Consider the following 12737-nt stretch of genomic DNA (forward strand, 5'->3'; position numbering starts at 1 on the left):
AGGCGAACGGTCGGCAATTGCGACAGAGAGCGGCTGGGCACGGCGGGCGGGCGGGGCAGGGCGGGGCAGGGCGGGGCGGGGGCGGGGGCGATCCGCCGGCCGGCGGGGCAACGGACGCCCAGGCCGAGAGGCGCGTCGTAGGCTCGGCCCGTGACCTCGACGACGACCACGCTGCCCACCCGCTCCCCCTCCGACCTGGGCGTCGACGCCCGGGGGCTGCTCGCCCTCGTCGACGGCCTGGAGGCGACGCCCGGCGTCGAGCCGCACGGCCTCGTCGTGGTGCACCGCGGCGCCGTCGTCGCCCGGGGCTGGTGGGCGCCGTACTCGGCCGAGCGCCCGCACCTCGTCTACTCGGTGAGCAAGAGCTTCACGGCCACGGCGCTCGGCATCGCCGCCGACGAGGGACTGCTGACGATCGACGACACGGTCATCAGCTGGTTCCCCGAGCTCGACGCCGAGGTGACCGACGACCGGACGCGCCGGATGCGCCTCCGCCACCTGCTCGCCATGTCCAGCGGCCACCTGACGGAGACGCTCGACCGTGCCGAGACGCTCGACCCCACGAACGTCGTCCGCGGCTTCCTGCTCACGCCGCCCGAAGCCGAGCCCGGCTCGGTCTTCGCGTACAACCAGCCCTGCACGTACACGCTCGCGGAGGTGGTGCGCCGCGCCTCGGGGACGTCGCTGGTCGGCTACCTGCGCCCCCGCCTCCTCGACCCCCTCGGCGTCGACGTCGCCGCGTGGCAGCGCGACGCGAGCGGCGCCGAGCTGGGCTTCAGCGGCCTGCACACGAACACCGACGCGGTCGCGGCCCTCGGCCAGCTGCACCTGCAGCAGGGCCGGTGGGGCGACGAGCAGCTCGTCTCCGCCGCCTGGGTCGCCGAGGCGTCGCGGTCGCACGCCTCGACGGCCCACGAGGGGTCGGCCGACTGGCAGCAGGGCTACGGCTTCCAGTTCTGGGTCTCCACGCACGGGTACCGCGCCGACGGCGCCTACGGCCAGTTCAGCCTGGTCGTGCCCGAGCACGACCTCGTCGTCGCGATCACGAGCCAGACAACCGACACGAGGGCGCTGCTCGACCTCGTCTGGGCCACCGTGCTGCCCGCCCTCGGCGCCGGCGGCAGCGCCGACGACGACGCCCGCCTCGCCGAGCGGCTGGGCGCACTGACGCTGCCCGGCGTCGCGGCCCCGACCGGCGACGGCGCGGCGAACGACGACACGACCAGGGGCGTCCAGACGGTCGGCGCCCCCGCCGCAGGCACCTGGACCGTCGCCGCGGGCGGCGACCAGCCCGGCCTCACCGCCGTCGAGGTCACGGCCGAGGGCACGCCGACGCTCACCCTCGTCGAGGGTGACCACCGCCTCGAGGCCGCCCTGGGGCTCGGCGAGTGGCGCACCACCGGCCCGCTCGCCACCTGGGCCGAGCAGCACGGCGACCACCTGCTCGTCGACGTCGTCTTCGTGGAGACGCCCCACCGCCTCCACCTCGACGCCGACCGGGGCACCGGCACGGTGAGCGTCCGGTGGCAGACGGCGCCCCTGCACGGCCCCGACCTGCGGACCCTGCGGGCCCCCGGCCCCGACGACGTGGCGACGCGCTAGGGCCGGGCCGGCCGTCGGGAGTCGCGGGTCAGGTCGGGTGGACGGTGTCGCGCAGGCGCCCCTCGGCCAGCCAGGCGAGGCGCCGCAGCGCCTCGTGGTTGCGCCAGGTGAGCGGCACGTCGAGCACGGCGTCGGGCACGAGCGCGCCCGGGCCGCTCACGGCCTCCTCCGTCATCGTCACGAAGCAGCCGCCGGCACGGTCCGCGACGTCGATGCCGACCCGGGCCTCCCCCGCCGGCCAGCCACGGGCGAGGAAGACGGCCCGCCGCGGGGCGTCCCACTCGAGCAGCGTCGTCGAGTCGTCGATGACGAGCGGCCACACGCCGAACGAGTGGTGGATCTTCGCGCCGGCCCGGGGCCACTCGCGCTCGACGTCGCGGATGCGCGACGCACCGACGACCCAGCTCGGGAAGAGCCAGCCGTCGCTGAGGACGTCGAAGACGTCGCGCGGCGACGCCTCGAGGAACCGGTGCACGACGCTCACGAGTCGCCCCCTCCGTCGGGCCCCAGACGGGGCAGGTGGTCGATGCCGAACTCGTGGCGCAGAGCGCTCTGCGCGGCGTAGGCACCCCCCATGCCGTGCACGCTCGGGCCCGGCGGCACCGAGGACGACGCGAGGTAGGTGCCGGGCACGGCCGTCCGCCACGGGTCCGTCGAGAGCACGGGGCGCACGATGAGCTGCTTCAGGCTCGGGGCGCCGGAGGCGATGTCGCCCCCGACGTAGTTCGGGTCGTAGGCCTCGAGCTCGTCGGCCGACCGGGCGCTGCTGGCGAGGACCAGGTCGCGGAAGCCGGGCGCGAAGCGCTCGATCTGGCGGGTGATCGCCTCGGTCATGTCGACGGTGCTGCCGTTGGGCACGTGCGCGTACGTCCACAGCGACTGCTGGCCGGCCGGGGCTCGGCTGTCGTCGACGACGCCGGGCTGGACGGCCAGGACGAACGGCTCGGCCGGGTGCACCCCGCGGGCGACGTCGTGCTCGGCCCGGGCGATGTCGGCCCGGGTGCCGCCCAGGTGCACGGTCGGTGTCCGCCGCAGCTCCTCCGCCGCCCAGGGCACCGGACCGCTGAGGGCGAAGTCCACCTTGGAGGCGCCTCCCCCGTACCGGAACCGCTCGAGACGACGTCGGTAGCCGGCGGGCATCTCGTCGCCCGCGATGGCGATCAGCTGGCGCGGGGTCACGTCGAGCAGTTTCACGCGCGCGTCGAGCTGGCGCAGGCTGGTCACGTCGACGCCCGTCTCGATGACGCCGCCGTGGGCTCGCAGGTCGTCGGCGAGCGCGTCGGCGATCACCTGGCTGCCGCCCCGGGGCACCGCCCAGCCGTAGCCGTGGCCGTGGACGGCGAGCGCGAGGCCCGCGGCGCCCGCCGACAGGCTCGGCATGGGGCGGATGGCGTGGGCCATCACGCCCGCGAGCAGCGCCCGCGCCTCCTCCGTGCGGAGCCCGGCGTCCCACCAGGGGCCGCCCTGGTGGAGGATGCGCAGCCCGAACTCGACCACCGTCTGCGGGTGGCGGGGCAGCTGGAGGATCGGCGACAGCGTGAACTGCGAGAGCTCGGCCTCGATGTCGACGAGGCGCGAGAACATGCGGCGCCAGGTCGCACCGTCACGGCCGAGGCCCTCGACGGTCCGCTCGAGGTCCCGGTGGGCGACTCCGGCGCGGCCGCCGTCGAGCGGGTGGCCGTACGAGACCTCGGGCACGATCATGTCGACGCGCTGCTCGAGGCCCCAGCGCCGGAAGAACCCGGACGCCATCGCCATCGGGTGCACGGCCGAGCAGACGTCGTGCCGGAACCCGGGCAGGGTCAGCTCCTTCGTGCGGGTGCCGCCGCCGATCGTGTCGTCGCGCTCGAGCAGCTGCACGCGCAGGCCGGCCCGGGCGAGGACGACCGCCGCCGCCAGGCCGTTCGGCCCGGCGCCGACGACGACCGCGTCGAAGGCGTGGCTCATGCGCCCTTGCGCCCTCCGACCAGGGCACGGACGACGGCGACGCCCGCGCCGACCGCCCCGGCGCCCGCCAGGGCGTAGCTGAGGCCGCGGTTGCGCGTGTACCAGACCTGGGGGCTGGTGCTGCGGGCCTGGTCGTCGAAGATGCCGTGGGCGCCGTGGTCGCCGCTGGTGGGCTGGTAGAGGTTGTCGGGCAGCATGGCCTCCGACTTCTCGGGGGCCTGCTGGCCCGAGTAGCCCGACTTGGCCAGGTAGACGTCGAGGAAGTTCGCCACGAAGCGGTTGCCGAGCACGGTCATCACCGTGGGCTCGCCGAGCCACGTGCGCCGTCGCGGCTTGTCGGCCACGTCGGCGATCGCGATCGCGCCCACCTCGGGCTGGTAGATCGGCGGCACCGGCTTGGGGTGGTGCGGCAGGCGCGAGCGCACCCAGTTGAACTGGATGGTGTTCAGCGCGGGCATGTCGACGGTCGAGATCTCGACGGCGCTCCCGTTGTGGATCAGCTCGGTGGTCACCGACTCGGTGAAGCCCTGCACCGCGTGCTTGGCCCCGCAGTACGACGCCTGCAGCGGGATGCCGCGGTGCGCGAGCGCCGACCCGACCTGGATGACGTGGCCGCGGTCGCGCGGCACCATGCGCGAGAGGGCGGCGCGGGTGCCGTTGACGAAGCCGAAGTAGTTGACCGCCGTGGCGCGCTCGAAGTCGGCCGGGTCGGTCTCGAGGAACTCCCCGAAGACGCCCACCATGGCGTCGTTGACCCAGAGGTCGATCTCGCCGAGCTCCTGCTCGACGCGCGTCGCGGCGGCCTCGACCTGCTCGCGGTCGGCCACGTCGGTCGGCACGGCGAGGCCGCGACGACCGGCGGCCTCCACGTCGGCGACGGCGCCGTCGAGGCCGTCCTGCCCGCGGGCGAGCACCGCGACGTCCCAGCCGCGCTCGGCGAGCTCACGCACGACGGCCCGGCCGAGCCCGGCCGAGCCTCCGGTGACGACGGCGACGCGGGGCTTCGTGGGGGTGCTCTTCGACATGGTTCTCCTGGCTCGTCGGCGGCCCGCTGGCTCAGGCCGTGCCCGGTCGACGGTAGTCCGACCCCGCTGGGCGGCGTCCGCCCCGGGGGACGTCACGGGGACGACCCGTCGGGCGCCGCCCTGGGGAGGGACTGCAGGAGGCGCGGTGTCAGATGTCGAAGCCGCCCAGGTCGCCGCCCCCGAAGTCGCCCCCGCCGAAGTCGCCGCCGCCCCCGAAGTCGCCGCCCCCTCCCCCGAAGTCGCCCCCGCCGCCGTCGCCCGCGTCGCCGCCGTCCTGGCCCGCGTCCCCGCCGTCCTGCCCGCCGTCACCGTCGGCACCGCCCTCGCCCTCTCCGCCCGCGACGTCGCTGCCCGCGTCGGGCAGGAACGCGCCGACGAGCGCGGAGCCCACGACGTAGCCCGCGACGGTGCCGAGCAGCGACCCGCCGATGATCGAGCCCATGCCCATGCCCGGGCGGCCGCCTGCCTGCGCGCCCTGGCCGCCGGCCGCACCGCCGCCTCCCAGGGTCCGTTCGAGGGTGCCCGGCTTCCGCAGCTCCGACCGGGTAGCCGCCTGCGCGAGCGACCCGGCGTCGTCGCCGCGGGGCTGCTCGCCCTGGCCGGCCTCACGGCTGAGCTCGTCGAAGACCAGCCGGCGCTGCTCGGGGCTCAGCTTCTCGAAGGCCTCGGCGTGCACCTGCTCGATGGTCTCGGGCGGCGCCGTACGCAGCAGGTAGCGGTAGCGCTCGACGGCGATCTCGTCGTCGCTCCGCGCCGGTGCCCGCCCTCCCGGTGACGGTGCCTGCGCCTGCTGGCCCGCGGCCTCGTCGTCTCGTCCGAGCAGCCTGTCGAGGAATCCCATGGTGCCGTCCTGTTTGTCGGGTCGGGGCGTCGGCCCCGACGGGTCTCCGACAGTACGGACGACCGGCCCGCCGCGCCTGGACGCGCGGTGCGGATCAGCTCCGAGCGGAGTCGCGGGCGGAGGCCCGACGACGGCGCACGGCCCGCAGCACCAGCCACAGCACCACCCCGCCGATCGCCGCGTAGACCGCGTAGTCGAGGTACTTCGCATAGCGGTCGATCAGCTCGTACTGGGTGCCGAGGGCCGCCCCGAGCAGGATGAGGAGGGCGTTCCAGAGCCCGCTGCCGACGACGGTGAAGAGCGTGAACGAGGCGAGCGGCATCTTCTCGGCGCCGGCCGGCAGCGAGATCAGGCTCCGGACGCCGGGCACGAGGCGCCCGAAGAAGACCGCCGACCGCCCGTGCCGGTGGAACCAGTCGGCCGCCTTCTGGAAGTCCTCCCGGTCGACGAGGGGGAGCTTCGACAGCAGCGTGATGCTCCGCTCGAGGCCGATCACGGCGCCCAGCCAGTACAGGACGAGCGCGCCCACGTAGGCGCCGAGCGTGCTGACCACGATCAGCAGCACGATGTTCATGTTCCCCTGCCCGGCGAGGAACCCGGCGAGCGGCAGCACGATCTCGCTCGGGATCGGCGGGAACACCGTCTCGACGAAGGTCAGCAGCCCCACGCCCCACTCGCCCAGGGCGTCGATGACGCGCGCCGCGACGCCGACGAGGCCGTCGAGCTCCTGCACGGACGAGGAGGCGCCCTGCGCGACGACCGTGGACGGCAGGCCCCCCGACGGGCCCGCGAGGGCGGCAGAGGCGGACGGGGCGAGCACGGCGGTGGAGGTCATGGGTCCCTGGGTCGGTTCGGTGCCCGCGGTCGCCACGGGTCGGATCGGCTCCGTCGAGCATGCCAGCACGGGCTGGACGACCGCCCACAGGCTCGTGTCGCGTGCCGGACCGGGCCCGCCGTGCACGGTAGATTGGCGCACGACCGCACCCTCGCCTCCTCGTCCCCGGTGCGGAGCAGACGACAGGACTGAACAGGACTTCCATGGGATCGCTGATCTACGGCACCTCCGGCATCGAGGTCGAGTTCGATGACCGCGTGCTCGAGCACCTCCAGATCGTCATCGCCACGAAGCTCCGGCGCCGCGAGTCGTTCTTCTTCTCGTGGCGCGACACCCAGAAGGTCGGCGACGGGCGCAGCAGCATCTGGCTCGACCCGGGCATCCCCCTCTACTTCAAGTACTCCGGCGGCCGCGTGCCCGCCATCAACCGCGACTGGCTGACCGAGCTGACGGCCTCGTCGAACAGCTCGTCGGGCCTGGTGCTCACCGACGAGCCCAGCACCGACAACAGCGTCAAGCGCAAGTAGCGCGGGCAGGCCACCAGGCCGATCGACCGCCGGGCCCCCGCGGAGTCGCGGAGCGACCCTCGAGCCCTGCTCCGCCGCCGTCGTCAGCGCCGGGTGCGCCCGCCCCGCCGGGCCAGCGCCGCGACGCCCCGCCACCCCAGCAGGAAGACGCCGAGCACGACGATCGTCACGACGACGAAGCTCAGCTGCACGCCCTGCCCGCTCGCGACCCGGAGCAGCACCCCGAGCACGGCCGTCGACACCCAGACGACCGCGCCGGAGGCGAGGCGCGGCAGCGGCCAGCGCACGCCGACCACGCTCAGCCAGCCCACGACGAGGCCGACCGCGAACGGCCAGAGCGTGGTGGCGAGCCCGGGCAGGTCGAGGCCCTCGGCGTGGCTGCGGCGGCCGATGACCACGAAGGCCACGACCAGGACGGCGTCGAGGGCGAGCGCCCACCACGGCGGACGGCGGGAGGGGGCGGCGGAGCGGGGCGTGGTCATGGTGTCCTCAGGGGGTGCGGGCGGGTCGGGCTCAGCGCGGCGGCTCGAGCGTGCGCGAGAGCTCGGCCAGCAGCTCCTCGACCTGCGGCTCGACGAGCCGGTCGACGGCGTCGGCGATCCGCTCGCGCTGGGCGACGACCGCGAAGCAGAGCGCGGTGCCGACCGACTGCGCGTGCTCGTCGGCCAACGCGAGCTCGCGGCGCAGGGCCGCCTTCGCCTCGTCCGAGAACTCGGGCTCGTCGTCGAGGCCGTCGGCAGCGTGCCGTGCGGCCTCCTCGGCGGCGAGGCCCTCCAGGGTGAACAGGAACGGCTGGCCGGGCTCCGGCTCGGGGTCGACGTCGAGGCCGTCGAACTCGAGGGCGAGGCCCTCGTCGGGCCGGTAGCCGTCGACGCCGACCTCGGCGGCCCGTCGGAGCTCGCGGGTCACGAGGGGCAGGTTGCGGGTGGTGTACGAGTCGACCTCGTCGTCGACGATGTGCCGGAGCCGGTTCAGCAGCGCGTGCTGCACAGCGTGGGGCACGTCGCCGTCGAACCCGGCGGCGACCGCGACGGGCGAGCCGAAGCAGACCCGGCAGACGCGCGTGCGGGCCCGGGCGGTGCCGATCCGCCACCGGGGCAGCCAGCGCAGCCAGGCGTCGACCGCCGTGCGCACCTGCCCCTCGAGGGAATCGACCATGACGACGAATCTAGGGCCCGAGGCCGGGAGACGCCCGACACGCCCGGGCGAGCCGTCAGCCCTGGTCGACGGTGACGAAGTCGATCAGCTGCTCGACCCGGCCGAGCAGCGCGGGCTCGAGGTCGCCGAAGGCACGCACGCGGCCGAGGATGCGCTGCCACGCCGCGGCGATGTCGGCCTGGTCGTCATGGGGCCAGCCGAGGGCCTCGCAGACGCCGTGCTTCCACTCGACCGAGCGGGGCACCTCCGGCCAGCGCGTGAGCCCGAGGCGTGCGGGCACGACGGCCTGCCAGACGTCGACGAACGGGTGCCCGACGACGAGCACGTGACGGCCGTGCGGGCCCCTCGTGACCGCCTCCGCGATGCGGCTCTCCTTCGACCCGGGCACGAGGTGGTCGACGAGCACGCCGACGCGGCGCTCGGCGGTCGGCCGGAACTCGGCCAGAACCTCGGCGAGGTGGTCGACGCCCTCGAGGTACTCGACGACGACGCCCTCGACGCGCAGGTCGGCGCCCCAGACCTTCTCGACGAGCTCGGCGTCGTGCCGGCCCTCGACGAAGATGCGGCTCTGGCGGGCCACCCGCGCGCGGGCGTCGCCGGCGGCGAAGGAGCCCGAGGCCGTGCGGGCACGACCCTGCGGCGCCGCCCTCGGCACCCGGAGCGCCACGGGCGCACCGTCGATCAGGAACGAGCCCGAGAGCGGGAAGGCGCGGACGCGCCCCTTCCAGTCCTCCAGCTCGACCGTGCCCGCCTCGACGCGCACGACCGCTCCCGTGAAGCCGCTCCGCGACTCCTCGACGACGAGGTCGCGCACCGCGTCGGTGGGGGTCGGCGCGGGGCGCGACGAGCGCTTCCAGTCGCCGCTGAGCACGTCTCGGCCGTACCGGTCGTCATCCACGGGTCGAGCCACCTCCCTGGTGGGGTCGTGAGCCCGGCGCACGGGGCGCCCGGGGTCGGGGCTGGTAGGGCCGGGGCGGGCCCGGGCGGTCGGCACCCGCGGCCGGAGCTGCACCGGCGCCGCGAGCCGTCGTCGAGGCCGGGCCCGCGGCCCGGGACGTCGCGGCGGGAGCGGCCGGCGCCCCGCCGGCGCGGGAGGGGCGCGAGGAGGCGGCGGTCGCGTCCGCCACGGAGCCGCGGCCCCCGGCGCGGGTCGGGGCCGAGGCCCGCGCCGGGGCCGCCGACGCGGCCGCCGCCGCCGCCGGACGAGCGTCCGGCGTGAAGCCCGCCGTGAACGCGACGACGAGCCCGCCGAGCAGCAGGAGCACGGTGAGCCCGGAGACCGCGGCGGGCAGCCACCACGTGGCGAGGGCGCCGCCGCGCTGCGCGAGCATGGTCACGACGAGCTCGAGGGCGACCGACCACCACGCGACGGCGAAGCCCCGGGCCAGCCAGGCCGCGAGCCGGCGACGCAGCTCGGGTCGGCGGCCCGCGGCCTTCCAGTGCTCGGCGTGGGGCACCAGCACGTGCCGGGCGGGAGTCCACGCGAGGAAGGCCGCGCAGACCAGGTAGGCGACGAGCGTGCCGACGAGCAGCAGGGCGACGACGAGCACGAGGTCGACCCGGCTCGCGGCGAACGCGACGGCTCCGGTCTCGGGCTCGTGCACGAGGCCGACCCGGTCGGGCAGCGCCCACCACGAGACGAGCAGGGCGACGCCGGCGACGGCCAGCGCGAGGCCGGCCGGCGCCGCGGCGCGGATCGTCGGCGGCACGGTCACGACGACCGGCCGCCGACGACGGGAGCGGGCGCGACGATCAGGCCTGGGCCCTCTCGAGCACGAGCTCGCGGACGCGAGCGGCGTCCGCCTGGCCCTTCATCGCCTTCATGACCGCACCGATGACGGCGCCCGCGGCCTGGACCTTGCCGTCGCGGATCTTCGCGAGCACGTCGGGCTGGCTGGCGAGGGCCTCGTCGATGGCGGCGATCAGCGCGCCGTCGTCGGAGACGACGCGGAGCCCGCGCGCCTCGACGACCTCGGAGGGAGAGCCCTCCCCGGCGACGACGCCCTCGAGCACCTGGCGCGCGAGGCGGTCGGTCAGCTCGCCGGTCTCGACGAGCGCGATCAGCTCGCTGACGTGGCGGGGCGAGACGAGGGTCGACGCGTCGACCCCGGCCGCGTTGGCGAGGCGGGCGATCTCGCCCGTCCACCACTTGCGGGCCGCCTGCGGCGAGGCCCCGGCGGCGACCGTCTCGACGAGCTCCTGGAGCAGGCCGGAGTTGACGACGTCCTGGAACTCGAGGTCGGCGAAGCCCCAGTCGGCCTTGAGCCGACGACGCATCGCGACGGGGGCCTCGGGCAGCGCGAGGCGCAGCTCCTCGACCAGCTCGCGCGACGGCACGACCGGCAGCAGGTCCGGCTCGGGGAAGTAGCGGTAGTCGTCGGCGTCGCTCTTCGGGCGGCCGGCGGAGGTGCGGCCGGTGTCCTCGTGCCAGTGCCGGGTCTCCTGCGTGATGGTGCCGCCGGCGGCGAGGATCGCGGCCTGGCGCTGGATCTCGTGACGGACGGCACGCTCGACCGAGCGGAACGAGTTGACGTTCTTGGTCTCGGTGCGGGTGCCGAGCTCCACCTGGCCGTGCGGCCGGAGCGACACGTTGGCGTCGCAGCGGAGGTTGCCGCGCTCCATGCGCGCCTCGCTCACGCCGAGGCCACGCACGATGTCGCGGATCGTCGAGACGTAGGCGGCGCCCAGCTCGGGGCCGAGGGCCCCGGCGCCGATGATCGGCTTCGTGACGATCTCGACCAGCGGGATGCCCGCGCGGTTGTAGTCGACGAGCGAGTACTCGGCCCCCTGGATGCGGCCGGTCGAGCCGCCGACGTGCGTCAGCTTTCCGGCGTCCTCCTCCATGTGGGCGCGCTCGATCGGCACGTGGAAGACGGTGCCGTCGGGCAGCTCGACCTCGACCTCGCCCTCGTACGCGATCGGCTCGTCGAACTGGCTGACCTGGTAGTTCTTGGGGTTGTCGGGGTAGAAGTAGTTCTTCCGGGCGAAGCGCGAGCTCTCGGCGATCGAGCAGCCGAGGGCGAGGCCGAGGCTGATCGAGTACCTCACGGCCTGCTCGTTGACGACGGGCAGCGAGCCCGGGAGGCCCAGGTCGACCGGGGTGACGTTCGTGTTCGGGGCGCCGCCGAAGAAGTTCGGCGCGTCGGAGAACATCTTGGTCTTCGTCGCGAGCTCGACGTGCACCTCGAAGCCGATGACGACCTCGTACTTCTCGAGGGCCTCGTCGTAGTCCATCAGGTCTGCCTTGGCCATCAGATGACTCCCTCGGTGGCGGCGTTCTGTTCGGTGGCGCTGAGGTCGGGGGCACGGGAGATGAGCGTGTGGCCCCAGCCCTGCTCGAGCAGCTGCTCGAGCGCGGCGCCGTAGGTGTAGAGACGGGCGTCCTGGCGGGCGGGGGCCATGAACTGCAGGCCCGTGGGCAGCCCGTCCTCCTCGGCGAGGCCCATCGGCACCGTGATGCCGGGGATGCCCGCGAGGTTCGCCGGGATCGTCGTGATGTCGTTGAGGTACATCGACAGCGGGTCGTCGAGCTTCTCGCCGAGCGGGAACGCCGTCGTCGGGGCCGAGGGCGAGACGAGCACGTCGACCTGGTCGAAGGCCGCGGCGAAGTCGCGCTGCACCAGCGTGCGCACCTTCTGCGCGCTGCCGTAGTACGCGTCGTAGTAGCCCGCGCTGAGGGCGTAGGTGCCGAGGATGATGCGGCGCTTGACCTCGGGGCCGAAGCCGGCCTCGCGGGTGGCTGCCATGACGTCCTCCACCGTGCCCTTGCCCTCGGGCACGACGCGGAGGCCGAAGCGCACCGAGTCGAACTTCGCGAGGTTGGACGACGCCTCGGCGGGGAGGATCAGGTAGTACGCGCTGATGGCGTACTCGAAGCTGGGGGCCGAGACCTCGACGATCTCCGCGCCGGCGCCCGAGAGCAGCTCCAGGGCCTCGGCGAAGCGGGCCTTGACGCCGGCCTGGAAACCCTCGCCGTTCAGCTCGCGGACGACGCCGATGCGCACGCCCTGCAGCGCGCCTCCTGCCAGGCCTGCCCGGGCCGCCTCGGCGAACAAGGGCCACTCGTCGCGCAGCGAGGTGGAGTCGCGGGGGTCGTGGCCCTTGATGACGTCGTGCAGCAGGGCGGAGTCGAGCACCGTGCGGCTCACGGGCCCGACCTGGTCGAGCGAGCTCGCGAGGGCGATCGCCCCGTAGCGGCTGACCGAGCCGTAGGTCGGCTTGACGCCGACGGTGCCCGTGACGGCGCCCGGCTGGCGGATCGAGCCGCCGGTGTCGCTGCCGAGCGCGAGAGGCGCCTCGAAGGCGGCGACGGCGGCGGCCGAGCCACCGCCGGAGCCGCCGGGGATGCGGTCGAGCGACCACGGGTTGTGCGTCGGGCCGTAGGCCGAGAACTCGGTCGAGGAGCCCATCGCGAACTCGTCCATGTTCGTCTTGCCGAGGGGCACCATGTCGGCGGCGCGCACCTTGCGGACGACGGTGGCGTCGTACGGCGGCACCCACCCCTCGAGGATCTTGCTGCCCGAGGTCGAGGGCATGTCGAGCGTGCAGAGGACGTCCTTGACGGCGATCGGCACGCCGGCCAGGGCCCCGAGCTGCTCGCCGGCGGCGCGGCGACGGTCGACGTCGGCGGCGGTGGCGAGGGCCGCGTCGCTGACGTGGAGGAAGGCGTGGACGTCGCCGTCGACGGCGGCGATGCGGTCGAGGTGCGCCTGGGCGACCTCGACGGCCGAGACGTCGCCGGCGGTGAGCGCCGCGGAGAGGTCGGCCGCGCTGAGGCGGACGATCGAGGAGGCGTCGGTCAT

Annotated in this window: 13 protein-coding genes; 2 read left to right on the forward strand and 11 right to left on the reverse strand. The window is 74.8% G+C overall.

What is annotated here, in order from left to right; genetic code table 11:
* The first annotated feature begins 150 nt into the window (after window positions 1–150).
* Window positions 151–1602 (forward strand): serine hydrolase, encoded by a 1452-nt coding sequence (locus tag IFT45_RS00585; RefSeq protein ID WP_192126176.1) that lies wholly within the window; start codon window positions 151–153, stop codon window positions 1600–1602.
* 28 nt (window positions 1603–1630) lie between these two features.
* Here IFT45_RS00585 and IFT45_RS00590 read toward each other — a convergent pair whose 3' ends face one another.
* From IFT45_RS00590 to IFT45_RS00610, 5 genes are all read right to left on the reverse strand, one after another.
* Window positions 1631–2086 (reverse strand): SRPBCC domain-containing protein, encoded by a 456-nt coding sequence (locus tag IFT45_RS00590; protein WP_056056505.1) that lies wholly within the window; start codon window positions 2084–2086, stop codon window positions 1631–1633.
* Window positions 2083–3549 (reverse strand): NAD(P)/FAD-dependent oxidoreductase, encoded by a 1467-nt coding sequence (locus IFT45_RS00595; RefSeq protein WP_192126178.1) that lies wholly within the window; start codon window positions 3547–3549, stop codon window positions 2083–2085. Before IFT45_RS00595 ends, IFT45_RS00590 begins: the two co-directional genes overlap by 4 nt.
* The gene (locus IFT45_RS00600) at window positions 3546–4574 is read right to left on the reverse strand and encodes an SDR family oxidoreductase (RefSeq protein ID WP_056056507.1); all 1029 of its coding nucleotides are present in this window, start codon (window positions 4572–4574) and stop codon (window positions 3546–3548) included. Before IFT45_RS00600 ends, IFT45_RS00595 begins: the two co-directional genes overlap by 4 nt.
* A gap of 148 nt (window positions 4575–4722) precedes the next feature.
* Entirely contained in the window at window positions 4723–5415 is a 693-nt protein-coding gene (locus tag IFT45_RS00605; protein WP_192126180.1) for a hypothetical protein, read from the reverse strand.
* A 94-nt stretch (window positions 5416–5509) separates the two neighbouring features.
* Window positions 5510–6250, reverse strand: a complete 741-nt coding sequence (locus tag IFT45_RS00610) for a DedA family protein (protein WP_192046077.1) — start codon at window positions 6248–6250, stop codon at window positions 5510–5512.
* A 203-nt stretch (window positions 6251–6453) separates the two neighbouring features.
* On the opposite strand from IFT45_RS00610, the gene IFT45_RS00615 reads away from it, so the two are divergent.
* Entirely contained in the window at window positions 6454–6777 is a 324-nt protein-coding gene (locus tag IFT45_RS00615) for a hypothetical protein (RefSeq protein WP_056056509.1), read from the forward strand.
* 83 nt (window positions 6778–6860) lie between these two features.
* Here IFT45_RS00615 and IFT45_RS00620 read toward each other — a convergent pair whose 3' ends face one another.
* Genes IFT45_RS00620 through gatA form a run of 6 tightly spaced genes read right to left on the reverse strand, consistent with a single transcriptional unit; the run spans window position 6861 to window position 12737 of the window.
* Entirely contained in the window at window positions 6861–7259 is a 399-nt protein-coding gene (locus IFT45_RS00620; protein WP_056056510.1) for a DUF3054 domain-containing protein, read from the reverse strand.
* A gap of 31 nt (window positions 7260–7290) precedes the next feature.
* The gene (locus IFT45_RS00625) at window positions 7291–7935 is read right to left on the reverse strand and encodes a spermidine/putrescine ABC transporter substrate-binding protein (protein ID WP_192126182.1); all 645 of its coding nucleotides are present in this window, start codon (window positions 7933–7935) and stop codon (window positions 7291–7293) included.
* 55 nt (window positions 7936–7990) lie between these two features.
* Window positions 7991–8833, reverse strand: coding sequence for a DUF3097 family protein (locus IFT45_RS00630; protein WP_192126184.1), 843 nt, complete (start codon window positions 8831–8833; stop codon window positions 7991–7993).
* Window positions 8826–9650, reverse strand: a complete 825-nt coding sequence (locus IFT45_RS00635) for a hypothetical protein (RefSeq protein ID WP_192126186.1) — start codon at window positions 9648–9650, stop codon at window positions 8826–8828. Before IFT45_RS00635 ends, IFT45_RS00630 begins: the two co-directional genes overlap by 8 nt.
* A 37-nt stretch (window positions 9651–9687) precedes the next feature.
* Window positions 9688–11187, reverse strand: a complete 1500-nt coding sequence (gene gatB / locus IFT45_RS00640; RefSeq protein WP_185233255.1) for an Asp-tRNA(Asn)/Glu-tRNA(Gln) amidotransferase subunit GatB — start codon at window positions 11185–11187, stop codon at window positions 9688–9690.
* On the reverse strand, window positions 11187–12737 hold the full coding sequence (gatA, locus tag IFT45_RS00645) for an Asp-tRNA(Asn)/Glu-tRNA(Gln) amidotransferase subunit GatA (RefSeq protein WP_192126188.1): 1551 nt from the start codon (window positions 12735–12737) through the stop codon (window positions 11187–11189). The genes gatB and gatA overlap by 1 nt, the downstream gene beginning before the upstream one ends.

The sequence above is a fragment of the Frigoribacterium sp. CFBP 13707 genome, from assembly GCF_014842245.1.
GTDB classification, from domain to species: domain Bacteria; phylum Actinomycetota; class Actinomycetes; order Actinomycetales; family Microbacteriaceae; genus Frigoribacterium; species Frigoribacterium endophyticum.